This is a genomic window from Saccharospirillum mangrovi (assembly GCF_003367315.1).
GTDB lineage: Bacteria > Pseudomonadota > Gammaproteobacteria > Pseudomonadales > Natronospirillaceae > Saccharospirillum > Saccharospirillum mangrovi.
In genome coordinates, this window is sequence record NZ_CP031415.1 from 2,323,315 (window position 1) to 2,349,020 (window position 25,706).

Here is a 25,706-nt window from a genome sequence, read left to right on the forward strand (position 1 = left end):
TTTGAATGAAGCATTCGAAACAATCTGTACTGGCAGCCCTGCTGCTCACCCTGCTACCCGCTTTCGCGTGGGCCGAAACCCAGGCGGATGCCATTAAACCGGTGCAACTGCTGAAACTGGAGCCCCAAAACCAGATCGTCAGCCGTCAGTTCTACGGCCGCATCACCGCGCGCAGCACTCTCGATCTGGCCTTCCAGACCTCCGGCCAGATCGAACAGTTGCCGGTGATTGAAGGTCAGAGCGTGGCGCAGGGCAGCCTGTTGAGCCAACTCGATCTGGCACCCTTTGAACGCAGCGTCGCCCAGGCGCGAGCGGAGATGAACAAAGCCAAGGCCGATCTGGCTCGCTTTGAGACTTTGGGGCGCGATGTGGTTGCGGAAAATCAGATCGACAGCGCGCGTACCGCAGCCGAGCTTGCTGAAATTGCCTATCAGGACGCCCAGGACCGACTCGACAAAGCCACCCTGACCGCTCCTTTCGATGGCCTGATCGCGCGGCGTTATGTCGAGCGCTACAGCAATGTGTCGGCCGGCGTGCAGATTGTTCGCCTGCACGATATGAGCGAGATGCGGGTGGAAATCGCGGTGCCTGAAGTTTTGTTCCGTCAGGTGGGTCCCGAACCGGAATTGATTGCCACGGCCAGCCGTTTGGGTACCGACGAGCAAATGCCGCTGGAGTTTCGTGAAATCACGGCGGAAACCTCCAGCGTGGGTCAGACCTATACCATCAGTTTTGCCGTGGTCGATGAGGTTCCCAGCAACCTACTTCCCGGCGCTTCGGTAACCGTTACTCTCAGCCTGGTGATTCCGCAGTCATACCTGGGTTTCACCGTGCCTGTCACCGCTTTGAATTACGCCGCTGACGGTTCTGCCAGAGTGCTGGTGTTCACGCCCGGTGCCGATGGCCAAAGCGGTTCGGTGCAAACACACCCGGTCACAATAGAAGCGGCGGCCAACGGCAGTATGCGCATTGTTGATGGCATCGAAGCCGGAACGGAAATCGTCGCGGCTGGTGCCGCTGTGCTTCAAGGTGGTGAACAAGTCAGACGCTATACCGGCCATGGCAGCACGGAGGCGCCGCAATGAAACTAGCTCGACGTTCGATCGACGCCGCGCTACTGACGTGGATATTCATCGCCTTCTGTCTGATTGGCGGTTACTGGGGGTACAGCAACATTGGCCGCCTGGAAGACCCCGCTTTCACCATCAAGCAGGCGGTTGTCACCACCACCTACCCAGGCGCTACCGCCGATCAGATGGCTATTGAAGTCACCGAGCCGCTGGAATCGGCCATTCAGCAAATGGCCGAACTGGATACGCTGACCTCGACCAACATGCCCGGCTACTCGCGCATTTCGGTGTCCATCGATTCCAGCTATCCGGGGTCGGAATTGCCGCAATTGTGGGATGAGTTGCGCAACAAGGTGGAGGACGCCACTGGCAAATTGCCCAGGGGTGCCAACACGCCTCAAGTCAACGACGGCTTTGGTGATGTCTACGGTTTGTTCTTTGCCATCACCGCCCCCGGTTTCAGCGATGCGCAACAACACGACATCGCCAATTTTCTGCGCCGGGAATTGCTGGCTGTTGAGGGTGTGGCCGATATCGTAGTGGCCGGTTTACCCGAAGAAGCCATCATTGTGCAGCCGGATATGTCGATCCTGTCGAACCTCGGCATTTCCACTGACGCCCTGGTTGGTCAGATACAAAGCGCGACCCAGGTGGTGTCCAGCGGGTCGGTGCTGAACAACGGCCAGCGCCTGGCGCTCGACATGCCCGAAGAAACCGACAGCCTGGACGCCTTGAGCGAATTGACCGTCATCGTCGGCGACCAGCTGCTGCACCTGACCGATATTGCCGATGTCAGCCGCAACCGGGTGGAAAAGCCACGCCAGATCATTCGTTACAACGGCGAGCCGGCCTTTACGCTGGGCATCGCAGGCAATGCGTCTCAGAACATTGTCGATATTGGCCGTCGGGTGGATGCGCAATTGGCCGTGCTGGAAAGCGAGCTGCCTTACGGCGTCGAGCTGCACCCCATCTATCAACAACACAAAATTGTCGACCGGGCCTCGACCGACTTCATCAAGAACCTGGCGGCCTCGGTGGCCATTGTCATTCTGGTACTGGCCGTAGCGATGGGCGTAAGAGCGGCGATAGTGGTCGGTACCACCTTGCTGTTGACCGTCGTTGGCACCTTTTTCTTTATGGCGATTTTCAGCATTGAGATGGAACGCATATCGCTCGGTGCGTTGATTATCGCCATGGGCATGCTGGTCGATAACGCCATCGTTGTGGCCGAAGGCATGCAAATTCGCATGTTGGCGGGGCGCTCTTCGCGCGACGCCGCCGACGAAGCCACCGGCCGTGTGCAGATTCCGCTGCTCGGTGCCACCGTCATCGGCATCATGGCGTTTTCGGGCATCGGCTTGTCACAGGATTCCACCGGCGAATTTATGTTTTCGCTGTTCGCTGTGGTCGGTATTTCGCTGTTGCTGTCCTGGATTCTGGCACTGACCGCCACGCCCTTGCTGGCGCACTATTGTTTCAAGCAAGGCCAGTCGGGTGAATCCGATCAATACAGTGGCGGTTTGTTCCGCGGCTACGCCCGCTTGTTGCGAGGCGCCATCAAGGCGCGCTGGCTGGTGGTGGCGGGTTTGATTGTGACCACGGGCCTGTGTCTGGCCGGTTTTGGCAAGGTGGACAGTCAGTTTTTTCCGTTCTCCGACACGCCCCAGTTCTACGTCCATTACACCCTGCCTCAGGGCACCGATATTCATCAGTTGGAACAGGAATTAACGGTCGCCGAAAGCTGGCTGCTGGAGCAGCCGGAAGTCGAGGCGGTGTCTACCTTTTTAGGCGGTGGCGCGACTCGCTTTATGCTCACCTACGCCGCTCATGAACCCCAGACCAACTACGGCCACCTGATCGTCCGTGTTGATAACAACGACAACATAGCGCCGTTGCGCGCCCGACTGACCGACTTCGCCGAGCAGGACATGGGGCCGGGCGAGTTGCGCACCGAGCGGCCGACCTTTGGCCCCAACAGCGGCGCGGCCATCGAAGTGCGGCTGTCGGGTCGGGATGCGACCGAGCTACGCACCCTGGCGGCTGAGGTGAGTCAGCGCATGGCCGCTGCGAATCCGGAGTTGATCAACATCCGCACCGACTGGCGGGAATGGGAGCCGGTGCTGGTCCCCAACTATGCGCCCGATCGCGCCCGTTCGGCTGGCCTGATGCGCGCCGACGTTGCCGAAGCACTGTTGATGGCGACCGAAGGCGTCAACATTGCTGCCTTCCAGGAAAAGGATCGTCAGATACCCGTCGTGTTGCGCGCCCGTCAAAGCGATGAACCGGCGCAAATCATGAGCCAGTTGATCTGGTCCGACGCCAGCAACGGCTATCTGCCGGTGTCTCAGGTTTTGGACGGCATTCAGGTGGAACCGCGCAATACGCTGATCCATCGACGCGACCGCTTACCCACCATCACCGTGGCGGCTGACGTACCGCCAGGAAGCAACGTGGCCGAAGCGCGCCTGCGCATCCAAGATGATATTGAAGCGATCACCATACCCCGCGGGTATAGCCTGGAATGGGGTGGCGAATACGAAAGCAGCCAGAAAGCACAATCGAGTTTGGCGCAGAAATTACCGCTGTCTTTTCTGATCATGCTGCTGATTTCGGTGTTGCTCTTTGGTGCCCTGCGGCAACCACTGATTATTTGGTCGCTGATTCCCATGGCCATCAACGGCGTCACCCTTGGTCTGCTGATGACCGGCTTGCCGTTTTCGTTCACCGCCCTGCTCGGCTTGCTGTCGCTGTCGGGCATGCTGATCAAAAATGGCATCGTGCTGATCGAGGAAATTGATCTGATGCGAGCCGAAGGCCTGCCCCTGCAACAAGCCATCGTCGATGCTTCAACATCACGCCTCAGACCGGTGGTCCTGGCCGCAGCCACCACCATTCTCGGCATGGCACCGCTGCTGACGGACCCCTTCTTCGCCTCCATGGCGGTGACCATCATGGGCGGTCTGGCCTTTGCCACCGTCTTGACTCTGGTGGCCGCCCCGGTGTTCTACCACCTGTTCTTTTACCGAGCCAAGGGGTGAGACTCCCGCACAAGGACATGCGCTGCACACTACAGAGTCGGTGATTTTTCCGGCTATTACCGCTGCGTTGCACCGACCGATTGCGGATACGGTACACACAGCGGTTTGCCACCGACCGGCTCGGTCAGAATGCGGCTATCGACAGCAAACACCTCGGCGATGTTCGCCGGTGTCAGCACCTGTTCGGGCGTGCCGTCGGCGTAAATAGCACCGTCTTTGAACAGCACCAGACGGTCGGCATAACGCGCCGCCAGATTCAGATCGTGCAATACCACCAGTGTGGTTTTTTGATGCTCGCTGTTGAGGCGACGAATGCGTTCGAGCACGTCAATCTGATGGGTAATGTCGAGATGGTTGGTCGGCTCGTCGAGAATGGCGTACGGCGTATCCTGCGCCAGCACCATGGCAAAAAACGCGCTCTGGCGTTGCCCGCCGGACAGCTCCGCCACCGGCCGGTCGCGCAGGTGTTCAATGCCGACGGTAGCAATGGCCTGGTTGATCAATTCAACGTCACGCGCCGAACGAAAACCCAGCAACGACTGATGCGGCGCACGGCCGTAACCGACCATCTGTTCAACGCTGATGCCGGTCGGCACCAGCGGCTCCTGTGGCAAGAACGCCAGCGTCCGCGCTACCGCTTTGGGCGAACTCGACAACACGTCCAAGCCATCGACTTCAATACGACCGCTGCGCGGTTTCAGCAGCCGCGCCATGGTTTTCAGCAGCGTCGATTTACCGCAGCCGTTGGGGCCGATAAAAACGGTGATTTCGCCGTCGCGAATTTCCAGGTCGATGTTTTCAACCACCGACGGATTGCGGCCATAACCGGCGCTGACGCCAGACAAAACAATGCTCATCGGTCCTGCTCCGAAGCCGTGGTCAACATGATGTAGACAAAGAAAGGCGCGCCCAGCAGCGCCGCCAGAATGCCGGCCGAGACTTCAATCGGCGGTGCGATGGCGCGGCCGACGCCATCGGCCAGCGACACCAGCAACATGCCGGTCAGCATTGAGGTTGGTAGCAACCAACGGTGTGAACCGCCGACCAGACGCCGCGCAATGTGCGGCGACATCAAACCGATAAAGCCCATCACCCCGACCACCGCGACCGACACACTGGCAAGCCCGGTCGCCACCGCCAGCAATGCCAGCCGCAAGGCAGGCACGCGAATGCCCAGGCCTGTGGCCGAGGCATCGCCCAGGCTGAGCAAATCGAGCCGGTAAGTCAGTGCCATCGCCAATGCCGCCAGACACAGCAACGGCGCCAGACTGATCGACACGTGATCCCAGGTGCGGCCCCACAGCGAGCCGGTCAACCAGATCAAGGGCGCGGATCGCTCGGCGTCGCTGGAGGTGACCAGCAAATAATCCACCCCGGCTTCAAACACCAAACCGACGGCGACGCCGATCAACGCCAGATGCGCCGGCGACAGCGTACGGAAATGCGCCACCAGCATCACAATGCCCGCCGCCGACAAACCGCCCAGACAAGCCGCGACCGGCATCCAGACCGGCGGCAGATTGGGCATCAAACTGACCAGCAAAACGGCAAACAGCGCCGCACCGGAATTGATGCCGATGATACCGGGGCTCGCCAGCGGATTGCGGATCACCGCCTGAATGATGGCGCCCGATAACGCCAGCGCACCGCCGCACAACAAGGCCAACACCACACGCGGCAACCGCGAGCGCAAAATAATGTAGCGCTGTTGATCGCCATCGAGGTTAAACAGGGTATTGAGAATGACATCGACCGGCACCTTGACGGCACCGACGCTCAAACTCCAGATCGCCGACACCAGCGTCAGCACCAGCAAAACCGACACTAAAATGATGCGTTGACGTTGCGCGCTCATGCCAGCCTCCGGGCGGTGAGCGTGGCGTAGAGAAAATACGGCGCGCCGATCAATGCACAGACCACGCCCAGCGGAGTCTCGTAAGGGAACCGAATCAGTTTTGAGGCGGCATCGGCCAGCACCAGCAGGCTGGCACCACCCAGCGCCACGGCTGGCACCAAAGCGCGATGGTTTTGCCCAAACCAGAACCGGCACAGATGCGGCACCACCAGGCCGACAAACATCACCGGCCCGGCGACCGCCACGCTGGCACCGGTCAACACCGCCGCCAGACCCGCGCCAAGAAACCGCACCCGGCGCGGATCAATGCCCAGGCCTTGCGACGCACCGTCACCCAGCGCCAGCACATTGAAACCGTGCGCCAGCAATACGCTGCTGACTACGCCGATGGCGGTCCAAACCGCTAACGGCGCTACCTGCCCGGCCTGCATCGACGAAATATCAGCCGACACCCAGGTAATCACCAACCGCGATAAATCGTCGTCCAGGGTGTAGGTGAAGCGCACGCAGGCGTAGCTGAAAGCGCCGACGGCAACGCCGGCAAGAATCAAACGAATGGAATCGAGCCGGCCGCCCAAGCCGCCAGCGATGGCGAAGGTAAGCAAGCCGGCCAATGCCGCACCGGCAATCGCCATGGCGTCGAGCGGGATGGCATGGAAGATCGGCAGAACCACCGCCAGCGCAATGCCCAAGGCGGCACCCTGATTGATGCCGAGAATGGATTCAGACGCGAGCGGGTTGCGCGTTACCGCCTGCAACGCCAGGCCGGCCAACGCCAGATTGGCACCGACCAGCAAGGCGACCAGCGTGCGCGGCAGCCGTAAATCGACCACCGCCGAACGCGCCAGACTGCCGTCGTCCACCCACAACAAGGTGAGAATATTGGCGAGACTGACGTCGTCACGCTGACCCAGCGTCAGCGACCACAACGCCGCCAGCAGCAGTGCCGCCGCCAGCAGGACGTAACGCAGAACCCGTGGCACTCAGCGCTCTAGCTGAGTAACGATTTCGACCAGGCTGGCGGCGCTGGCTTCCGAGGCAATGACGCCGCGCAGACGCGACCAGTTGTGCGCTTCGATATCGAACAGGCGACCGTTTTTCACCGCAGTCAGATTGTCGAACAACGGCTGGCCAACCCATTCGTCGGTCAGGCCGGTTTCGACGTACTTGCCGCGAATCAAGATGTCCGGATCGAGCACCGACAGTTGTTCCAGCGAGGTTTGCACGATGGCGTCGCTGTAGGTGGTTTCGCCGTCGGTCGCGGTCATTTCGGAATCGAAACCGAACCAAATCAACATGGAGCCGTTGTAGCTGGTCGGCGAATGCAGATAGATGCCCTGGCCGTTGTCGATGAAGAACTGAATCGACAGACCGGACACATCACCCAACTGCGCTTTGTAGTCGTCCATCAGCGCATTGTGTTGCGCCAGACGCTGCGCCATGGCCTCGTCCTGGCCCAGGGCATGGCCGATGGTGGTGGCCGCTTCCATGGCGGTTTCGTAGGTGCCGGTCAGGCTGTCGAACACCAGTGTTGGGGCAATTTCACTCAACGCACCGTAGATCGAACTGTGACGGCTTTTGTCCGCAATGATCAGGTCCGGTTGCAGCGAGGCAATGATTTCCAGACTCGGCGATTTGCGCGTGCCGACCGATACCCAGTCGTCACCAATGATGTCGGTGTAAGCCGGGATGATGGATTCGCGGCGGTTGTCGTCGGCAATGCCGACCGGCGCCATACCGATGGCCGCCATGCTGTCGACAAAGCTGTATTCCAGAACCACAACGCGCTGCGGCGCGTCCGGCACATTGGTGGTGCCCAGTTCGTGTTCGATTTCAACGGCGCTGGCAGAAGCCGCCAGTAGCAACATGACGGCCGCAAGGCCAAGACGGGTCAGACTACGCACAACAGATTCTCCAAATTCGACCGGGTCAGCCGCGCTCAGTCGGATGTTTTGGACGGTGCCAGAAAAGGTTCGCCCGCCGATTTCAATCGGACCGGCAGTGCAACCGAGGCGGCGACAAAAATGAGGGCTGGATAATAACGGCCTGCAACGGCGAAAACAATTGATAAGCATTCCTAATTTCAACGCCGACCCGTCAAGGCGGTGCTGTTAAACGGAACTCAAACGGGAACGAACCCGGCCATCGACCGGCTCAGCGCCGTTCGTAACGCTGCATGCCGACCGCGCCCGACCAGGGATCGGCCGACTGCTCGGCCACCAGCTGAAACCCATAATGCTGATACAGAGCGCGAGCGGCATCGAGGCCGGCGAAGGTGGTCAGGTAGGTACGCGGGTATTGCTGCTGGCGCAAAAATGCATCGGCGCGCTGCATCAGTTGATGGCCCAGCCCCTGGCCGCGAGCCGATTCCGCCACGATAAACCAGCGCAGATGCGCGCCTTCGCCCGCGGCATCCTGGCCGTCGATGGTCAGGCTGCCGACCAGTTCGTCCTGATCGTTGTAGGCGGCCAGAAACAAATCCCGCTGGGCATCGAAACGGCCGAAAAACTCGCCCATACCGGCAGCGACACCGGCTTCAAACTGACGGCCGAAACCCCAGTGCGGCGCGTAGTAATCCAGATGCAGCGCAATCACCTGCGCCAGCACACCGGGATGGTATTGATCACTCAGTCGAATCACGGCTCAGCCCTCATGAAAGCCGACCAGCGGCCAAGGCCAGCGCGGCCAGATGTTGCGCAAAGGCCTCGTCCAGGCTGTCGGGTTGCAGCACCAGGCGTTGCCAGACTACGGCGATCACCACCTCGTTCACGGCCTGCGCATTCAGGCTGGCATCGGCTGCTTGCACCAGAGCCGTAACAATATCGGCGCGCCCCACCACCAGGCCTTCGGCCAACACCGCCCGCACCTGCTCATCGCGCGAGGCTTCGCCGATCAGCCCGGTCAAAATCGCCCCAGCGCTGCTGCTGCGATACAGCCGGAACAAGGCGCTCAGCAACCCGGTCAACCGTTGCTCCAGCGAACCGTTCGAGCGCGGCGTCAACGCCTGCCGACTGACCAGATCGCTGTACACCTCAACCAGCAAGGCCGCTTTCGACGACCACCAGCGATAAATGGTTTGCTTGCCCACACCGGCCAAAGCCGCCACGCCTTCAATCGTCACCGCCGCATAGCCTTGCTGCGCCACGGCCTGTGCTGCGGCATCGAGAATGGCACGGTGTTTCAGATTGGAGCGGCGCTGGGCCGAGGGTGTTGATTGAGTCATGCGCTGAAATTAGACGAGACGTATCGTCTTGTCAAAACATAAATGAGCGACAAAAACAGGCAATGGGTTGGTGTCAGCCGGGCTTCGGCAGGGAAGTAACCGCCCCACTTCGGGCGGTGGAACCGCGACGCACCAACTGGGCGTCAATCACCGGGTGCGTTGCCGCCTGCGTTGGTGCGTCTATGCGTGCGACCAGCGCCGCCAGCGTGGCCTCGGCCAGACGGTCGGTATCCTGACGGATGGTGGTCAGATCGTAAGCTTGCCAGGCGGCCTGATCGATGTCGTCGCAACCGACCACGGCCAGATCCTCGGGAATTCGGCGATGTGTGTGATGACGCACCCAATCCATAAATCCCAGCGCCAGATAATCGTTAACGCAAAACACACCCTGCACCTGCGTCAGACGATCGGCCATCGCCTGGGCCGCTTCGATACCGCCGTGATAGTTCTGCGCCGCGCCCTGAAAATCACCCACGCACGTCAGATTCAACGCCTGGCAGTGTTTAACAAACGCCGCCTTGCGCTGGTCGATGGAATAGGAAGCGCGTCGCTGGCTGGCAATGGCAACATCCCGGCAGCCGGCCTCAGCGAGCGCCTCGGCCGCCAGCCGACCGGCCTGGTCGGCATCGAGCGTGACGGTAGCCACTAAATCGTTCGGTCGGGGTTTGTTGACCAGCACCAGCGGCACGCCGAAGTCGGCGCAGGCCTGAGTGATTTCCGTGGGTGAAGTGTCGGACGTGACGATGGCGCCGGTGACGTTATAGCGCAGCATCATATCGATCAGTTGTTCAATGTTCTGATCGCGATCGGTCGGCAACATAAATGGATGAAAATCCATCGCCACCAGCCGGCGCGCCAGCGCATCGACCAGACTGGCGCGAAAACTGTTGTCCAGATCGGACACCACCAGCCCGACCAGATGGGTCCGCTTCATCATGCCGCGGGCCACCATATTGACGCGGTAACCCAACTCCTGCGCCGCCGTCATTATGCGTTCGCGCGTCTTCGGCGAAACGCTCGCTCCGGCGGTAAAAGTACGCGATACCGCCGAGCGTGAAACACCGGCGCGTTTTGCCACATCCGTTGCGGTCACTCGCCGGTTGGCCGGCCTGTCTTGCTGCATTCCTGGTCTGATCCTGTCAACTCGAAGCCAGCTTGCCCTGACGATAACGGGCAAGCAAGAGATCACTCCGGTCGATGTTCAACAGCGCTGGGCGCAACGCCAAAATGGTGTCAAACATCGCCGGATCTTCACCGAAATATTTCAACATGGGCGTGATGCCCAAGGCGGTGCAGTCGGCTAATTGCCGGGCGTAATTATACAGTTCGAACTCGGCAATTTCCGGATTCAGATGCGCCTGCAATAAGGCCATGTCGCTGTAATCTGCGGCGGTCGATTTAATGCGTGCGGTGTCTGATACCGCTCGAACTTCCGCCTGCAAACGCGCATCGCCCGACCAGAAAAAACACTGCTGCTGAAACCCCATGGCTTCGACCAACGCGATCACCCTGGCCGGGTCTGCCGCCTTGATTTCGATGTACATCTGCTTGTTGTAGAACTGGCACAGCGCAATCATCTGCGCCAGCGTCGGTACGCGCTCGCCACGATAACGCGGCGAAAACCAGGCACCGGCATCGAGTTCAGACAACTGCGCCAACGTCAGTTCATCGACCCGGCCACTGCCATTAGTGGTGCGATCGACAGTGGCATCGTGCATCACCACCAACTCGCCATCGGCGCTCTCGCGGACATCCAGTTCCAGATAATCCGCGCCCTGCTCCAGCACTAAACGCGCGGCCGCCAGGGTGTTTTCCGGCGCGAAATAATTGGCGCCTCGATGACAGACTATTTGAATGCCCAACGCCTGCACCGGCGTCAGCGGGTTCATCATTTCCGGACTGTTGGTGCAAATACCCAGCACCGGCAACGCCATAATTGCCTGCAATACCGAGCGGCGTTCCTCGTGCCACAGCACCACCGCTAAACCGGCCTGACGCGCACGCTGCAATAAATCATCGGTGACCAGCGTTTGCGGATGGTCGCTGGCGTTTTCCCAACACAAATGCATGATATCGGCGCCACTGTCTGCCACGGCCACAAACGGATCGGCCCCGACCGGCACCAGAATCGACAACGGATACGGGCATTGTTGCTCGGCCAGCGCACGAATTTCCGACGCCTTGAAACTGCCCAGCACCGCCTGCGCAAAACCACGCGCCAGCAAACGTTCCAGCACCACCGCGCCGCTGCCTGCGTCCTTCAGTTCGATGTACAGGCCCTGCCCCAACTGCTCCGCCAGATCGATCACCGCATCCAGACTCGGCAGTTCGGGCGCAGCCTGTTGCAACTGCGCCCAATCCAAAGTCGCAATAACACCGCTGCCCAAATGCTCATCCACCTCGGCACCGTGACTGGCCACCGGCTGGGCATCGCGCGTTAAACGAACATCAACTTCCCAGTAATCGGCGCCCAATTCAGCGGCAAAACGAAACGCCTGCAAGGTGTTGTCCGGCGCATAGCTGGAAGCGCCGCGATGGGCAATGCACAGTGGCCGTTCTGGCAACCGTTGCGGTAACGCAAAGCGCAAGGATTCACGTGCCATCAAAGTCGGTTCCCGTGTTGGTCGAACACCAGTGTCTGCTCAATATCGAGCGGCCACTCCACTTCCTGGCCCAGTTCGAATTCAGTGCGTGACGATTGAATGGAACGCAGCACCAGGCCCGGCGCCACTTCCAGATCGACGTGCGTTTCGCGCCCCTGAGGCTCCACAAAACAGATGCGGCCGCGCACCGGATGCGCACCCGCAGCGCCAAAATGTTCCGGGCGAATGCCGACGCTGATGGGGCTCGATTCAGCCAACCGAGGCTGCAAATGAGACGGCAACGGCAACTCGAAACCTGAATCGAACGTCACCCGACCCTGGCGTAATTCGCCATCGAGCATGACCACCGGCGGGCTGCCCATAAAGCTGGCGACAAACCGATTGACCGGCTGTCGATACAGCTGTGTCGGGCTGCCAATCTGCAATATCTCGCCCTGATTCATAATGGCAATGCGATCGGCCATCGACATGGCTTCGACCTGATCGTGCGTCACCAGAATGGCAGTAATACCGGTTTCCTGTTGGATGCGGCGAATTTCGGTGCGCATTTCCAAACGTAATTTGGCATCCAGATTCGCCAGCGGTTCGTCCAGCAACAGCACATCCGGACGCCGCACCAACGCGCGCGCCAACGCTACACGTTGCTGCTGCCCACCCGACAATTGCGCCGGCTTGCGTAGCAGATAAGGTTCGATGTGCGTCAGCTTGGCAATGTCACGCACCTGCCGATCAATCTCGGCTTTTTTCTGATGCCGAACCTGCAACGGAAAGGCGATATTTTCGTAAGCCGTCATGTGTGGATAGAGCGCATAATTCTGAAACACCACACCGACATTGCGCTTTTGACTGGGCAATTCGCTGACGTCGTCATCGCCAAACAAAATATGTCCGCCATCGAGCCGATGAATACCGCTGATGGACAATAACGTGGTCGATTTTCCGCACCCGGAAGGCCCCAGCAAGGCGAGCATTTCGCCGTCGTTGATGTCCAGGTTCAGGCGGTCGATGACAGTGGTGCCATCAAATTTTTTGGTGAAATCCTGCAATCGGATACGCATCAGCCTTTCGTACCTCCGCTGAAAATAGCCATCAGGCGGTTCTGAAAAACAATGAACAAAACCAATACCGGCAAGGTGTAAAACAGCCCCACCGCTTTATAAATATTGAAGTTGTATTCCACCGAATCCGGCACTGAGATGCTGTTGAGAAACACCGACAAAACCTGAAAATCTGTAGTGGGTGCCAACACACGAGGAATCACAAATTCACCCCAGGCATCAATAAACGCCAGGGCGCCCAACGCCATCAAACCCGGTTGGATTTGCGGCACGATAATGCGCCACCAAACGGTGAAACGGCCGGCACCATCCTGCAACCCGGCCATTTCCAATTCCCAGGGCACAGCGTCGTAAAAACCCTTCATCACCCAAATACCCAATGGCAGCGTGAGCGCCGCCCGCACCAGCACAATGCCAGCCAGGGTGTCGTACAGCCCGATGAATTTGAGCACCAGGAATACGCCGATGATTAAGGTCACTGCCGGGAAGCCGTGCATCACCAGAATGCCGGCCAGAAAAAAGCGCCGGAACGGCAACTGCAAACGCGACAGCGCATAACCACCGGTTGCCGACAAGCCGATTACAATGGCGGCCATACTCACCGCGTAGATCAGGGTGTAGACCGTCGCTACCCAGATGTTGCCGACCAGTGTCGGGTCGATCAGATAACGCCAGTGTTCGAGTGTGAATTCGTTGGGCACCAGTGAATCGGGTGGCGTATTGGTAAAGCTGTCCACCACCAGCGACAGGTACATCACGCCCAACGGCAGACTGATCAGCGTGAGGATGATCAACACTGGCAGCTTGGAAAAATTGGCGGTCATGGCGCGGCTCCTAGAGTTCGATCCTGGGTTTTTCGACCAGATCGTTGAATCGAAACAGTCGCAGGAAAAAGATCGACACCACCAATCCCCCGGCCACTAACACCAAGGCCATGGCCGCGCCCATGCCGTACTGCAAATTGCCACTGTAATTGAGCAAGGCAGTACGGAAGGCTTCCAGTGACCAAACGGTGGTGGTGCGTCCCGGTCCGCCATTGGTGGTCAACCAGATCTGCTCGTAAGACCCGACCAGCGACAGCGCCTGGTAACAGGTGACGAACATGATCGGCCAGCGCAGTTGCGGCAGGATGATGCAACGCACTTGTTGCAGCCGGCTGGCACCATCGACTTCACTGGCCCAAAGCTGCTGACGGGGAATGGCACGCAAAGCGCCGGAAAACAAAATCATGCCGAGCGATGCGCCGACAAAACCATTCACCAGAATCACAATGGTCCAGGCGGTCGGCACCGAGCCTTTCATGTAATTGAACGACGGTAATCCCAGATACCCGGCCAGATTGGCGATAAAGCCATTGTCCCAGGTGAACCACTTCCACATCACCGCGTACAACACCACCGGTGTTATGCGTGGCAATAACCAAAGCGCACTGAAGACCGAGCCGGTAGTCGGCGGTAAATAAAACAACGCCAGCGCCATAAAAAGCGCCACCAACACATTGAAGGCAAGCGTGGTGGAGACGTAAAACACCGTATTGAGGAACACCCGTAACGATTCTTTATCGGCGCTCAATTTGGCGAAATTTTCTGTGGTCCAGACCCAGCCGGTGTAGCTGTTTTTCAACACCGTATCCAGCTCAGCCGGTGTGACATCCGGCGCTACCGAATAAACCGCCGCTGTGGCATCGGCACGATTGCCAAAGCGTTGATTGAGGATGGATTCGGTAAAGGGCTCGATGGCTAATTTCAGATCGCGAATGCGTCGCGGCCGACTCTGAAATTGCTTTAATTCACGCTCGAAATCGCGCTCGCTGGCGAACTGCCGACCGGATAAATTCGCTGCGATATCGGCGAGAAAATTCTCCGCCACTCCGGCCTCGCGCGCCGCCGCCAGCGTAGCGTCATCGACGTGAATAACCTGCTGTTCAAGCGCCTGCACCAGAGCGGGCGCAAATCCTTGTTGCTGTAATTCACGCACCACCGTTGGCGTAATCAGATAAGCACCGCCGGTTATGCCGGTGGCACTGGTCATATTGGTAAAGGCGGTGACGGCCGTCAGGATGATGGGCGCAAAGAAAAAGACGCTGACGAAGATCAAGGTGGGCGCCAGCATCGCCAGGCCAAAAAGCTGACCGCGACGATAACGACGTTTTCGAGGCTCGCTTCGAGCCGGACGCGCGGTGACGTCCGGCTCAAGGCTGCCCGATACAGAGGCAGTGTTTGTCACGCTCAGACTCCTAGCGGACGATAACGCCGCTGCCCAGAGCCGAGGTCACCTCGTTTCTGGCGGCACTGACGGCTTGTTCGACACTGGAAGCGCCGGTCCAGGCCGCTTCCAGGCCCTGGAACATCGCATCCCAATAGATGCCGAAGTCGGCGTTATTGGGAATGGCGTTGGCGTACGGCAGGAGTTTTTCAGTGGCTTCGCTGGTCCAGTAATCGTTGGCGTACAGCGGCACCGTTACCTGATCGGCACCGATGGCCAGGTGGCCGGATTCCACAGCGTGCAACGAGTTGATGCGCGGTTCAGAGGCAATGGCAATCAGCTCGGCGGCAATGGCCGCGTCGTCATCGGAACCAGACGACGACAGCAGATACACCAGCGGGTGGGTGATAGCGTTGGCGTGTCCGGCTTTATTGCCCGCCGGAATCAGCGAATAGCTGACGTTGTCGAAGAAGTCGGTCAGGCCGAACGAGGCGGTCCACTGTGAGTAATGCCAGGTACCGCCATGCCAGGCGCCGTAATTTCCGGCGGCGACATTGCGATGCCAGTCATCCCATTCCAGGCCTAAATAGGTGCGCGGCACCACGCCCATGTCCACCGCATCGACAAAGAACTGATACATGTCGGTCATGGCCTGTTCGTCGAACACCAGCTTGCCGGAATCGGCGTCTACCATTTCGCCGCCGAAGCTCTGATAAAACTGCCAGTAATCCGGGCCGTTGGTCGGTCGTGGCGCAAAGCCCATGCCGGCTTCGACAACGCCTTCATCCTGCATTTTCTTAACATCATCGAGCATGTCATAGAGATCGTAATCGCCGCTGCGCACCCGCTCGCTCAGGTTATTGATCTGCGCATCGCTGTAGCCGATGGCCTTGAGTTTGGGCTTGGAAAAAAAGAACACCCGCGATTCGGCGTCCTGAGGAATGCCCCAGATCTGGCCGTTGTATGAGGCGACATCAATCAGGTTGTCGTACAACTGATTCAGCGGCCAGGCATCAAAATCGACGTAATCTTCAATCGGACGAATGGCACCCGCTTGTGACCAGGGGCCAATGTCTTCATGGCCGCTGACGATGATGTTGGGCAGCGTGTCGGATTCAGCGGCCAGCGTGACCGCCTGTTTGAAATCGTCCCAACCGCTCCACACCTGGCTTTCCACGGTGATGTTCAGGTCTTCACCGAGCACACTGGCTTCGCGCTCCAGCAACTCTGCCGCCATGACAATGGCATCTACCCGATAATGAGAAGTCTGGTTGGTACCGCCGGCCCAGACGGTGATGGTGTAGTCTTCGGCCATTGCGTTGACGGCGGCTGCGCCCAGCAGCACAGCCCCGAACGCGACGACTGGCTTATGCAGTATTGCCATGATTACCCCCTACAGAGACGTCGATTGGTTGGTTTTGCACCCGCGTGCAAAACGCACCTTAGGGGGCGCTTGTGACACCTGAGTGACGTCAAGATAACGAGGTGGTTACGGCTGAGTGGTTTGGCTTGAATGGTTAGAAGCGAACTTGGCCGGGGGCAGCTACTGCGGGTTGTTGGGACAGAAAGAGAGTTTTTATGCGACAAAAACAAAAAACCCGATTCTTTCGAATCGGGTTTTTAAATTGGTAGCGGGGGCAGGATTTGAACCTACGACCTTCGGGTTATGAGCCCGACGAGCTACCAGACTGCTCCACCCCGCAATAAACCTGTCTGTTGAAGCGCCTAACGATCACGCGTTGGGTCGGCCTCATAAGCCGAAGGTCGTTAATACTCCCTTCGACTTTTGCGGTGTGGGAGCCCGACGAGCTACCAGACTGCTCCACCCCGCATCAAACTGTTTTGAAGGCTCTGGATTCGGTGGCTGAGCACCGCCCTTCAACGGCTGCGCATACTAATAATGGGCCTGGAGACTGTCAACTAACTTTTTGATTTTTTTAATTTTTTCGGCCAAGCCAGGCTTGGCGGGCCGCCACCATTCGCGCTTGCAGGGCGTCGTAGTTGTCGCGCTTAACCGGGCCGCATTGAAGCCATTGAATCACGGCGGCATCGAAGCGTTCCTGATCGACCGTCTGGCCCAGGCCGTCGGCCAATCGCTGCACCTGCATTTCCATTCGCAGCGCTTTGTCTTGGGCCGGGCTGTCGATTTGCGCCAGCACTTCAAGTTCTACTGTGCAACGTCGTAACTGTTCCAGCGCTTCGGCTGTGGCGGGTTGCTGCCAATCTGTCCGCCGATCCACCAGTGCCGCAGCCGTTCCAGGTACTGTCAGTGCATTGAATTCGGCCGCCAGCGCCGAGTCGTCAACGTCGTCAAACCGTGCCCGCTGTACCCAATCGATCAGCGCTTGCCAATGCCGATCCTGGCGTTGTTGGCGTTGCCCACGGCAGGCGGCATCGAACGAACGGACCGCCTGGTTGAAGCGATCCTGCAAGGCTTTTTGCTGCGCTTTGGGTAAGGCACCCAGGGCGCGAAAGTCGGCTTTCAGGGCTTCAAACTGGGCTTTCTCGTCCAGCGGTTGCGTTGCTTTTGTCAGGGCTTCCAGCTGTTGCAACAGCCCTTCGGCCTGGCGTCGGTGGTCGTCCAGCTCGGCTTTGAACGCTTCAACTTGCTGGCCGCGCCGTTCGAATAATTCGTCGCACACGGCGCGAAATGCTTTCCACAGCGCCTGTTCATCGCGCCGCGCCAGCGTGCCGACGCGTTGCCATTCTTTTTGCAATTGCTTGGCGGCGTCGGTGGCTTTGCGGGTGTCGGTTTCATCCAGCAACAGTCGCGCGCGTTCGATGATGGCTTCTTTGGCGCGGCGGAAATCGACTTGTTCGTCCTGTAATTTCGCCCGCAACCGTTTGATCACGGCGTCGAAATCTTTTTGCACGGTTTTGTTGGCAGCGCGATCGACCGGCGAAAACCGACGCCAATCCTGACGCGCCATGTTCAGCACCCGATCGACTTCTTTGATGTCGACACCGCTCGCTTGCGTCAGTTGTTCGTACTGGTTCAGTTGCGCCACCAGTTCCTGACGCTGATGCAAATTCACGCTGCGCAACTTGCTCTGCTCGTTGAAATATTCGCGGCACGGCTGATACGCCTGCTGCGCCAGCGCATGAAAATCTTCCCACAACTCTTGATGCTGGTTTTGCAAACCGCGGCTGAGCTGACGCCATTCGTCCTGCATCTGGCGAATGGTTTTGGCGCGGTCTTGCGGATCGAGCGATTGATCAACCAGAGCGCGCATGCGTTCGATCAAGGCTTCTTTTTTCGGTTGCACAGCGAAGCTTTGCCAATCGCGCAATTGCTCCACCGCCGCGCGTGTTTCCTCCAACTACCGGAACAACCCCGGATGCGCCGCCGCTTTCAGCGCCGCCAATTCGTCTTCGATGCCATGCAACAAACCGGATGCGCGCCGCAGGTGCCCTTCGCTGACCGCCGCCTGACAACGACGCATCAACGCCCGCGCCTGACGAATCGATTGAATTTCCAGCTTGTGATGTTCAGCCAGTTGATCGTGATGCCGCGCCAGTGCCTGTTCGACGCGGCCTTTCAATTGCGGCGCCGGGTAGTCGGCCGGCCAGTCGAGTTCGTGCAGCCATTCGTCCAGCGCCTGGGCTTCGGCGTGCATTTTTTCCGGTGATTCTTCGAGCCGCTGCAATAAGGCTTCGAGCGGGCCGAACCGCTGAACGATGGCGAGTTGATGCGTCAACGCCGTTTCAAACGCCGTACATAAGCGATGAAAAGCGCGTTCTTCGTCTTTGCCCGGCCGCGATGCCGCTTCGCTTTCACGCCAGCGATGCTGCTGTTCGGTGAGGTCGTGCTGGGCTTCGCGCAACAGTGCGTCGTCGAATTCCGGCGCATCGGTGCGTTCGCGCAGCTCTTCCAACACGCGCTCGAATATCGCCAAGCGATCCGGGTCGAACGGTTGCGGTTCGGCGTCGGCTTCCAGTTCGACGGGTGTTTCTTGTTCCGGTTCGGGTTCGCTCACATCCGAGCGTTCGTCCAAGCGCGATTGAGCGGTTTGGCGTGCGGTTTCAAACCGCGCTGTCAGTGCTTCGTCGGCGTCGCGTTGGCAGTCTTGCCATTGGTCGGTCAGCGCTTTCAGTTTGCCGGCGTAGAGCGGATCGAAGCTCGCCTCGGCGTGGCGTTCCAGCCGCTCGACAACGGTTTGCGCCTGTTCCAGGTCGGCCTGTTGTTCGCGTGCCAGCGTTCGCTGCGCGTCGAGTTTGTCGCGGGCGATGCGGTAAACGGTTTTGTCGTGGCCTTTGGCGGCACGCGCCAGTTGCTCCAACTGTTCCGGTTCCGTTAACTGCTCGGCCGCCAGATTACGCACCTGGGCGGAAAATCCGCGCAGCGCCAATTGCAGGCACTCATCGGCGCTCAGTCGATTGAGATCGTCCGGGTTTTGCAATTGCAAAGTGAACTGGTCGAGCGGGTCGAGCCCGAGCTGGTCGAGTTCCGCCGACGGCAGCCGGCCGTCTTCGAGCCGGTTAGCCAGTTCCGCCAGTGCCGCTTGTCGCTGGCGGCGATCCGCACTGTGGCTGCGTTCGGCCAAGTCCGTCGGGCTGAAGGATTGGGTGGCTTGAGTCTTATCGTCGGTGTTGTTTTTGTTGGTGAACAGCTTGGAGAGCGCAGCCATGATGCCTTACCTCGTCTGACCGGGAGGGCACCGACGGGTGCCCCGATTCGGCGAACAGTGCTAGGGTAGAGCCCCTTAGGTACGGCCGAAGACAGCTCGCTTTCGGCGCAGTGTGAGCCAGTGTAAACCTTATTCAGCAAGCCCGGAAACCACCATGAACCAACCCGCCAGCTTCCTCTGGTACGACTATGAAACCTGGGGCATTCAGCCGCGTCGCGACGGCATCGCTCAGTTTGCCGCCGTGCGTACCGACGCCGATCTGAACGTCATCGGCGAGCCGGTCGATTGGAAATGCCAGCCGCTGCCCGACACCGTTGTCTCGCCCGACGCCGCCTTGATCACCGGCCTGAACCCGGCCGATTGCGCCGCCACCGGCCTCAGCGAATGGGAATTCGCCGACCGCATCCAGAAACTCATGGCCGAACCGGGCAGTTGCGTGTGCGGTTACAACTCCATTCGTTTTGACGACGAATTCAGCCGCCATCTGTTCTATCGCAACCTGCTCGACCCCTACAGCCGCGAATGGCGCAACGGCAACAGCCGCTGGGATTTGCTCGATGTGGTTCGCCTCACCTACGCGCTGCGGCCCGACGGCATCAACTGGCCGACACACGACGATGGCACGCCCTCGTTCAAACTCGAACATCTGACCGCCGCCAATGGCATCGAACACGGCAACGCACACGATGCCGTCAGCGATGTGCTGGCGACGATAGAGCTGGCAAAACTGATCCGCCGCCATCAACCCAAGCTGTTCGCTTTCGCGCTGGAACTGCGCGACAAAAACGCCGTGCGCCGCCAATTGAAGTTCGACAGCCGCGAACCGCATCTGCACGTGTCTGGCAAAATCCCGGCGGCGCGGGGCTGCCTGGCGGTGGAATTGCCGTTGATCGAACACCCGGACCGGCGCAACGAAATCATCGTATTGGATTTAACCGACGACCCATCCTGGCTGCTCGACCACAACGCCGACCAGGTGCGCGACTGGCTGTACACCCCAACCGACGCCCTGCCCGACGGCATTCCGCGCGTGCCGTTGCGCACGCTGCATTTGAACCGCAGCCCGATGGTCGCGCCGTTCGCCATGCTCGACGACAGCGTGGCCGAACGCCTGAACGTGGATCGCGATGCCCTGGCGCGCCATCGCGCCATCGTTGATCGCTGGCACGACCTGGTAACGCTGGCGCGCGATGTCTATCGCAGCGACGAACGCGCGCCCTTTATCGACCCGGAACACGCCCTCTACGCCGGTTTTATCGACGATCACGACCGCGGCATTCTGAACCGCATCCGCGCCAGCACCGACCGCCCCGAAGCCTGGCCGGGCCTGGCCGAAGAACTGCACGACGACCGCCAGCAAACGCTGGTGTTCAACGCCCGCGCCCGTCATTTTGCCGACAGCCTGAGTGCCACAGACGCCGCCGTCTGGCGCGACCAGGTGCGTTTAAACCTGACCGACCCGGACTGGGGTTCCAGCCAGACCTGGCAGGAAGCCTTCGACAGAACGCAGGAATTGTTGAACGACGAACCGGAATCGGCGGTGTTATTGAACGTGAAAGATTGGCTGGAACAGCAGAAACGAAACTGGCTGGACGACGCTAAGCCGACTTCAAAAAAGAACACCGACCAAGCTGAAAACGCAAACCCGGACCAGACTCAGTTGGGTTTGTTCGACTGAGGCAATTCACTCCGCCCGCCCCTGCGGATAAAAAATCAGATTGTGCAGCCGCACCGGCTGGTCGGGGCTGTCGTTGCGGTAACCGTGCGGCTGGTCAGCAGCAAAACGCCAGACATCGCCGGGGCCGAGCCGGTGCCAGTCGCCATCACTGAGTACCGACATCCAACCGCTGATCACAATCACATGCTCTACCACCCCGCGCTCGTGCGCTTCGGATTCACGCACAGAACCCGGCGCCAATTCCAGTTCCAGCAGTTCTGAGCGCAAGTCGCGGTCGTAGCCGATCAGCGGTCGCACGCTGAGGCCATCGCCAACCGGCGCCAACTCGTGCGTCGTGGCCGCCGGCACGGTCAGCGCCGCCATCAATTGCGAAAACGACAACTCATAGCCGCGCGCCAGCTTCCACAGCGTATTCAGCGTCGGGCTGGATTCACCGCGCTCAATCTGGCCGAGCATGGCTTTGCTGACGCCGGTGGCGGTGGCGGCACGGTCCAGGCTCCAGCCGCGACTTTGGCGCAGTGTTTTCAGCCCTTGGGCGAGTTCGTCTTGCATGGTCGCTTCGCTTGTGCGCTATAACGCACGATGTTAGAGTCCGGCGCATTGTACGTTATAACGCACACCCATCACACAGGACTTTTCCATGCTTCGGGATTTCTCACTCGCCAGCGTCAGCGCCGGTCTGATCGCGGTCTTGGTTGGTTTCAGCAGTTCGGCGGTGATCATCTTTCAGGCCGCGTCCGCCGCCGGTACCGACGCCGCCCAGGCCGGTTCCTGGCTGTGGGCGCTCGGTTTGGGCATGGGTATCACGTCCATTGGTTTGTCGTTACAGCACCGGCTGCCGCTGGTGACCGCCTGGTCAACACCGGGCGCGGCGGTGTTGGCGGTGAGTCTGGGCGATTTCTCGCTGCATCAGGCGATTGGCGCTTTTGTCGCCACCGGCGTGCTGATCTTTCTGGCGGGACTGAGTGGACAAGCCGAGCGGCTGACGCGTCGGCTCAGCCCGGCCATTGCCGGTGCCATGCTGGCGGGCGTGTTGCTGCCGTTCGGGCTTAAAGCCTTTGCCGCGTTGAACGATGCGCCGTTGCTTTCGGGTGTGATGGTGGTGAGCTATTTTCTGGCGCGGCTGTGGGCTCCGCGTTTTGCCGTCTTGATTGTCGCCGCTATCGGACTCGCGCTGGCGTTGTGGCTCGGTCAGGTCGCGACTGACCAGTGGCAATGGGCGTTCGGGCAACCCGTCTGGCAAGCACCGGTGTTTTCCTGGCAAGCCTTGTTGTCACTCACCTTGCCGTTGTTTCTGGTGACGATGGCGTCGCAAAACCTGCCCGGCATCGCCACGTTAACCGCTGCCGGCTACCCCTCGCCCACGTCGTCGATGCTGAAATGGACCGGCGCAACCACCACTGTGCTCGCCCCCTTCGGTGCCTTCGCGTTGAACCTCGCGGCCATTACCGCTGCGCTGTGCATGACCGAAGACGCCCACCCGGACAAGTCCAAGCGCTACACAGCGGCGGTGTCGGCGGGCGTGTTTTACGTCTTGCTGGGCGTAATGGCGGCAACGGTGGTGGCGTTTTTTGAATCGGTGCCTGCGGCTTACCTGGCAACCTTGGCCGGGCTGGCATTGTTGCCGACGTTAGGGTCGGCTTTATTGATGGCGTTGCAGGATGAAAACGACCGCGAGGCGGCCCTGGTCACTCTGTTGGTGACCACCGCCAATGTCACCTTGTTCGGCATTGGCGGTGCGTTTTGGGGGCTGGTGTTCGGCTATCTGGTACGCAGCCGCCAGCCCGTATTGGCGTGGTTGAAAGGCTTGCGTTAAGCCTTTTCGCGAGCAGCGAAAAACGCCTCGGCGGCGTGACGGAACTCATCGCTCTGCAAGCGTTTTTGGAACTGGCGCGCTTCGTCGTCGATGGCGTTCAGAATGAAGCTCATGTAGGCCTGCTTCATCAGTTTCTTGGTCGCCTGAATCGCTTCAGTCGGTTGCGCCGCCAGCAACTGCGCTTGCTGGTTGGCGGCGTGCAGGTAGTTCTCGTCGCCAAACACAGCGTTGATCAAACCCGCCTGCAAGGCTTCCTGCGGGCCAAAAGCTTTACCCAGCATCAGCCACTCGGCGGCCTTGTTGTGGCCCACGCGCAACGGCAACAGCACCGAGGACGCGTTTTCCGGCACCAGCCCCAGGCTCACGAACGGCAGCTGAAACTCTGCGCTGTCGCCGCTGTACACCAGATCGCAATGCAGCAACATGGTGGTGCCAATGCCAATGGCCGGGCCGTTCACGGCAGCAACGATGGGCTTGGGGAAATCGGCCATCGTCTTCAGGAACTGCATGACGGGGGCGTCGTCTTCGTCGAAGGGTTTGGTGAGAAAATCCTGCAAGTCGTTTCCGGCGGTGAAGCAGAATTTCTGGCCCGACAACAACACCACTCGGGCATCGGGGTCGTGTTTGGCGTCGTTCAGAGCGCGCCGTAACTCGATGTACATGGCTTCGGTCAGGGCGTTGCGTTTTTCCGGCCGGTTCAAAGTCAGTTCGAGTACGCCGTTGTTTAATCGTTGAATGATTTCGGTCATGGCGAAGGTCCTCACTGCGTTGGTCTTCTTGTCGATTCAATTTAAACAAACGTTTGAATAATGCAAAGTCGGACTGTTCTGCGCCTGCGTAAAGCTAGCCGGCCAGCGCATCGTTCCGGCTAGGAAACCCTTCGTTAACCCCTTGGTATGACTCCGAAATCACCGTTTTTGGTGTACACTTCGCCGCCATCGCCCACGGCCAGGAGACCTTCATGACGGCTATCAAGCAGGACGACCTCATTCAGAGCGTCGCCGATGCGCTCCAGTTTATTTCCTACTACCACCCGCAGGATTTTATCCAGGCCATCCACGCCGCTTACGAGCGTGAAGAGTCACAGGCCGCCAAAGACGCCATGGCGCAAATTCTGCTCAACAGCCGCATGTGCGCCGAAGGCCACCGGCCCATCTGCCAGGACACCGGCATTGTTACCGTCTTCCTGAATATCGGCATGAACGTGCGCTTTGACGACGCCACCATGGGCGTTGAAGACATGGTCAACGAAGGCGTACGCCGCGCCTACACTCACCCGGACAACGTACTGCGCGCCTCCGTTCTGGCCGATCCGGACGGCAAGCGCCAGAACACCAAAGACAACACCCCGGCGGTCATTCACACCCGCCTGGTACCGGGCGACACCCTCGAAGTGCACGTCGCAGCCAAAGGCGGCGGCAGTGAAGCCAAATCCAAATTCGCCATGCTGAACCCGTCCGATTCGATTCTGGACTGGGTATTGAAAGTCGTCCCGGAAATGGGCGCCGGCTGGTGCCCGCCGGGCATGCTCGGCATCGGCATCGGCGGTACCGCTGAAAAAGCCATGTTGATGGCGAAAGAATCGCTGCTCGAACCCATCGACATTAACGAACTGAAAGCACGCGGCCCGCAAAACCGGGGTGAAGAGTTGCGCCTGGAAATCTTCGAAGGCGTCAACAAACTCGGCATCGGTGCCCAAGGCCTGGGCGGCCTGACCACGGTACTTGACGTGAAAGTGATGGAAGCGCCGACACACGCCGCCAACAAGCCGGTGGCGATCATCCCCAACTGCGCCGCCACCCGCCACACCCACTTCACGCTCGACGGTTCCGGCGTTGCCAAACTGAAACACCCGCGTCTGGAAGACTGGCCCGACATCGTTTGGGACGCCGGCCCCACCGCCCGCCGCGTCAACCTCGATACGCTGACCAAAGAAGAGATGCTGGAATGGCAACCGGGCGACACCCTGCTGCTGAACGGCAAGATGTACACCGGCCGCGATGCCGCCCATAAACGCATGGTCGATATGATCAACAAGGGTGAAAAACTGCCGGTCGATTTCACCAACAAGATGATCTACTACGTTGGCCCGGTAGACCCGGTGCGCGACGAAGTCGTCGGCCCGGCCGGCCCGACCACCGCCACGCGCATGGATAAATTCACCGACACCGTGCTCGAACACACCGGCCTGATCGGCATGGTCGGCAAAGCCGAACGCGGCCCTATTGCCATTGAAGCCATCGCCAAGCACAAAGCCAGTTATTTGATGGCCGTTGGTGGCGCGGCGTATCTGGTGTCCAAAGCCATTCGCGACGCCAAAGTGGTGGCGTTTGAAGACCTGGGTATGGAAGCCATTTACGAGTTCGACGTGGTCGATATGCCAGTCACTGTCGCCGTTGATACCGCCGGCAATTCAGTACACAAAACCGGCCCGCAACAATGGGCGGCGAAAATACTGGCGAAAGAAGTGAGTTGATTTAGACGCTCGACGGGAGACGCTGAATAGCGAAAACCCTTCGCTTCTTGCGCAAT

The 25,706-nt window shown here is 59.5% G+C and carries 21 protein-coding genes and 1 tRNA gene; 5 read left to right on the forward strand and 17 right to left on the reverse strand.

Going from position 1 to position 25,706, the window contains the following annotated elements:
• Positions 1–5: 5 nt before the first annotated feature.
• Both DW349_RS11105 and DW349_RS11110 read left to right on the forward strand, forming a co-directional pair.
• Positions 6–1,085, forward strand: coding sequence for an efflux RND transporter periplasmic adaptor subunit (locus DW349_RS11105; protein ID WP_108125271.1), 1,080 nt, complete (start codon positions 6–8; stop codon positions 1,083–1,085).
• The gene (locus tag DW349_RS11110; protein ID WP_108125270.1) at positions 1,082–4,108 is read left to right on the forward strand and encodes an efflux RND transporter permease subunit; all 3,027 of its coding nucleotides are present in this window, start codon (positions 1,082–1,084) and stop codon (positions 4,106–4,108) included. The genes DW349_RS11105 and DW349_RS11110 overlap by 4 nt, the downstream gene beginning before the upstream one ends.
• 56 nt (positions 4,109–4,164) lie before the next feature.
• Here DW349_RS11110 and DW349_RS11115 read toward each other — a convergent pair whose 3' ends face one another.
• The 15 genes from DW349_RS11115 to DW349_RS11185 form a co-directional block, all read right to left on the reverse strand.
• A complete protein-coding gene (locus DW349_RS11115) occupies positions 4,165–4,965 on the reverse strand; it encodes an ABC transporter ATP-binding protein (protein WP_108125269.1) in 801 nt (266 codons plus the stop codon).
• Entirely contained in the window at positions 4,962–5,963 is a 1,002-nt protein-coding gene (locus DW349_RS11120) for a FecCD family ABC transporter permease (protein WP_108125268.1), read from the reverse strand. Before DW349_RS11120 ends, DW349_RS11115 begins: the two co-directional genes overlap by 4 nt.
• Positions 5,960–6,946, reverse strand: a complete 987-nt coding sequence (locus DW349_RS11125) for a FecCD family ABC transporter permease (protein ID WP_232819302.1) — start codon at positions 6,944–6,946, stop codon at positions 5,960–5,962. The genes DW349_RS11120 and DW349_RS11125 overlap by 4 nt, the downstream gene beginning before the upstream one ends.
• Positions 6,947–7,867 (reverse strand): ABC transporter substrate-binding protein, encoded by a 921-nt coding sequence (locus tag DW349_RS11130; protein WP_232819301.1) that lies wholly within the window; start codon positions 7,865–7,867, stop codon positions 6,947–6,949.
• 250 nt (positions 7,868–8,117) lie between these two features.
• Complete coding sequence (locus DW349_RS11135) at positions 8,118–8,603, reverse strand: GNAT family N-acetyltransferase (RefSeq protein WP_108125266.1); 486 nt, start codon at positions 8,601–8,603, stop codon at positions 8,118–8,120.
• Positions 8,604–8,613: 10 nt separating this feature from the next.
• Complete coding sequence (locus DW349_RS11140; protein ID WP_115667145.1) at positions 8,614–9,186, reverse strand: TetR/AcrR family transcriptional regulator; 573 nt, start codon at positions 9,184–9,186, stop codon at positions 8,614–8,616.
• Between the two features lie 73 nt (positions 9,187–9,259).
• Positions 9,260–10,309: a LacI family DNA-binding transcriptional regulator gene (locus DW349_RS11145; RefSeq protein ID WP_108125265.1), complete on the reverse strand. Its 1,050-nt coding sequence runs from the start codon at positions 10,307–10,309 to the stop codon at positions 9,260–9,262.
• A 16-nt stretch (positions 10,310–10,325) separates the two neighbouring features.
• The gene (locus DW349_RS11150) at positions 10,326–11,789 is read right to left on the reverse strand and encodes a glycerophosphodiester phosphodiesterase family protein (RefSeq protein WP_108125264.1); all 1,464 of its coding nucleotides are present in this window, start codon (positions 11,787–11,789) and stop codon (positions 10,326–10,328) included.
• Positions 11,789–12,847 carry an ABC transporter ATP-binding protein gene (locus DW349_RS11155; RefSeq protein ID WP_108125263.1) on the reverse strand — a complete coding sequence of 353 codons (1,059 nt, stop codon included), beginning with the start codon at positions 12,845–12,847 and terminating at the stop codon, positions 11,789–11,791. The genes DW349_RS11150 and DW349_RS11155 overlap by 1 nt, the downstream gene beginning before the upstream one ends.
• On the reverse strand, positions 12,847–13,671 hold the full coding sequence (locus tag DW349_RS11160) for a carbohydrate ABC transporter permease (RefSeq protein WP_108125262.1): 825 nt from the start codon (positions 13,669–13,671) through the stop codon (positions 12,847–12,849). The genes DW349_RS11155 and DW349_RS11160 overlap by 1 nt, the downstream gene beginning before the upstream one ends.
• Before the next feature lie 10 nt (positions 13,672–13,681).
• On the reverse strand, positions 13,682–15,073 hold the full coding sequence (locus DW349_RS11165) for a carbohydrate ABC transporter permease (protein WP_198650462.1): 1,392 nt from the start codon (positions 15,071–15,073) through the stop codon (positions 13,682–13,684).
• 10 nt (positions 15,074–15,083) lie between these two features.
• Positions 15,084–16,436 carry an ABC transporter substrate-binding protein gene (locus DW349_RS11170; RefSeq protein ID WP_108125260.1) on the reverse strand — a complete coding sequence of 451 codons (1,353 nt, stop codon included), beginning with the start codon at positions 16,434–16,436 and terminating at the stop codon, positions 15,084–15,086.
• A gap of 242 nt (positions 16,437–16,678) precedes the next feature.
• Positions 16,679–16,755 (reverse strand) — tRNA-Met (locus DW349_RS11175).
• A gap of 234 nt (positions 16,756–16,989) precedes the next feature.
• Positions 16,990–18,372 carry a DUF349 domain-containing protein gene (locus tag DW349_RS11180; protein WP_108125259.1) on the reverse strand — a complete coding sequence of 461 codons (1,383 nt, stop codon included), beginning with the start codon at positions 18,370–18,372 and terminating at the stop codon, positions 16,990–16,992.
• On the reverse strand, positions 18,373–19,680 hold the full coding sequence (locus DW349_RS11185; RefSeq protein ID WP_108125258.1) for a hypothetical protein: 1,308 nt from the start codon (positions 19,678–19,680) through the stop codon (positions 18,373–18,375).
• Positions 19,681–19,834: 154 nt separating this feature from the next.
• Between DW349_RS11185 and sbcB the strand changes: the two genes are divergently transcribed.
• Entirely contained in the window at positions 19,835–21,358 is a 1,524-nt protein-coding gene (sbcB, locus tag DW349_RS11190) for an exodeoxyribonuclease I (RefSeq protein WP_108125257.1), read from the forward strand.
• A 6-nt stretch (positions 21,359–21,364) separates the two neighbouring features.
• On the opposite strand, the gene DW349_RS11195 is transcribed toward sbcB, so the two are convergent.
• The gene (locus DW349_RS11195) at positions 21,365–21,910 is read right to left on the reverse strand and encodes a helix-turn-helix domain-containing protein (RefSeq protein WP_108125256.1); all 546 of its coding nucleotides are present in this window, start codon (positions 21,908–21,910) and stop codon (positions 21,365–21,367) included.
• An 88-nt stretch (positions 21,911–21,998) separates the two neighbouring features.
• Here DW349_RS11195 and DW349_RS11200 point away from each other — a divergent pair, with 88 nt between their 5' ends.
• A complete protein-coding gene (locus DW349_RS11200) occupies positions 21,999–23,174 on the forward strand; it encodes a benzoate/H(+) symporter BenE family transporter (protein ID WP_108125255.1) in 1,176 nt (391 codons plus the stop codon).
• On the opposite strand, the gene DW349_RS11205 is transcribed toward DW349_RS11200, so the two are convergent.
• Positions 23,171–23,923, reverse strand: a complete 753-nt coding sequence (locus DW349_RS11205) for an enoyl-CoA hydratase (RefSeq protein ID WP_108125254.1) — start codon at positions 23,921–23,923, stop codon at positions 23,171–23,173. The two genes, DW349_RS11200 and DW349_RS11205, sit on opposite strands and share 4 nt — an antisense overlap.
• Before the next feature lie 212 nt (positions 23,924–24,135).
• Between DW349_RS11205 and DW349_RS11210 the strand changes: the two genes are divergently transcribed.
• A complete protein-coding gene (locus DW349_RS11210; protein ID WP_108125253.1) occupies positions 24,136–25,650 on the forward strand; it encodes a fumarate hydratase in 1,515 nt (504 codons plus the stop codon).
• The last annotated feature ends 56 nt before the right edge of the window (positions 25,651–25,706 follow it).

Excerpts from the sequence above, each read along its gene's own strand:
- DW349_RS11105 (WP_108125271.1), top strand. The coding sequence starts at position 6 with ATGAAGCATTCGAAACAATCTGTACTGGCAGCCCTGCTGCTCACCCTG.
- DW349_RS11110 (WP_108125270.1), top strand. The coding sequence starts at position 1,082 with ATGAAACTAGCTCGACGTTCGATCGACGCCGCGCTACTGACGTGGATA.
- DW349_RS11115 (WP_108125269.1), bottom strand. The coding sequence starts at position 4,965 with ATGAGCATTGTTTTGTCTGGCGTCAGCGCCGGTTATGGCCGCAATCCG.
- DW349_RS11120 (WP_108125268.1), bottom strand. The coding sequence starts at position 5,963 with ATGAGCGCGCAACGTCAACGCATCATTTTAGTGTCGGTTTTGCTGGTG.
- DW349_RS11140 (WP_115667145.1), bottom strand. The coding sequence starts at position 9,186 with ATGACTCAATCAACACCCTCGGCCCAGCGCCGCTCCAATCTGAAACAC.
- DW349_RS11145 (WP_108125265.1), bottom strand. The coding sequence starts at position 10,309 with ATGCAGCAAGACAGGCCGGCCAACCGGCGAGTGACCGCAACGGATGTG.
- DW349_RS11150 (WP_108125264.1), bottom strand. The coding sequence starts at position 11,789 with ATGGCACGTGAATCCTTGCGCTTTGCGTTACCGCAACGGTTGCCAGAA.
- DW349_RS11155 (WP_108125263.1), bottom strand. The coding sequence starts at position 12,847 with ATGCGTATCCGATTGCAGGATTTCACCAAAAAATTTGATGGCACCACT.
- DW349_RS11160 (WP_108125262.1), bottom strand. The coding sequence starts at position 13,671 with ATGACCGCCAATTTTTCCAAGCTGCCAGTGTTGATCATCCTCACGCTG.
- DW349_RS11170 (WP_108125260.1), bottom strand. The coding sequence starts at position 16,436 with ATGGCAATACTGCATAAGCCAGTCGTCGCGTTCGGGGCTGTGCTGCTG.
- DW349_RS11185 (WP_108125258.1), bottom strand. The coding sequence starts at position 19,680 with ATGGCTGCGCTCTCCAAGCTGTTCACCAACAAAAACAACACCGACGAT.
- sbcB (WP_108125257.1), top strand. The coding sequence starts at position 19,835 with ATGAACCAACCCGCCAGCTTCCTCTGGTACGACTATGAAACCTGGGGC.
- DW349_RS11195 (WP_108125256.1), bottom strand. The coding sequence starts at position 21,910 with ATGCAAGACGAACTCGCCCAAGGGCTGAAAACACTGCGCCAAAGTCGC.
- DW349_RS11200 (WP_108125255.1), top strand. The coding sequence starts at position 21,999 with ATGCTTCGGGATTTCTCACTCGCCAGCGTCAGCGCCGGTCTGATCGCG.
- DW349_RS11205 (WP_108125254.1), bottom strand. The coding sequence starts at position 23,923 with ATGACCGAAATCATTCAACGATTAAACAACGGCGTACTCGAACTGACT.
- DW349_RS11210 (WP_108125253.1), top strand. The coding sequence starts at position 24,136 with ATGACGGCTATCAAGCAGGACGACCTCATTCAGAGCGTCGCCGATGCG.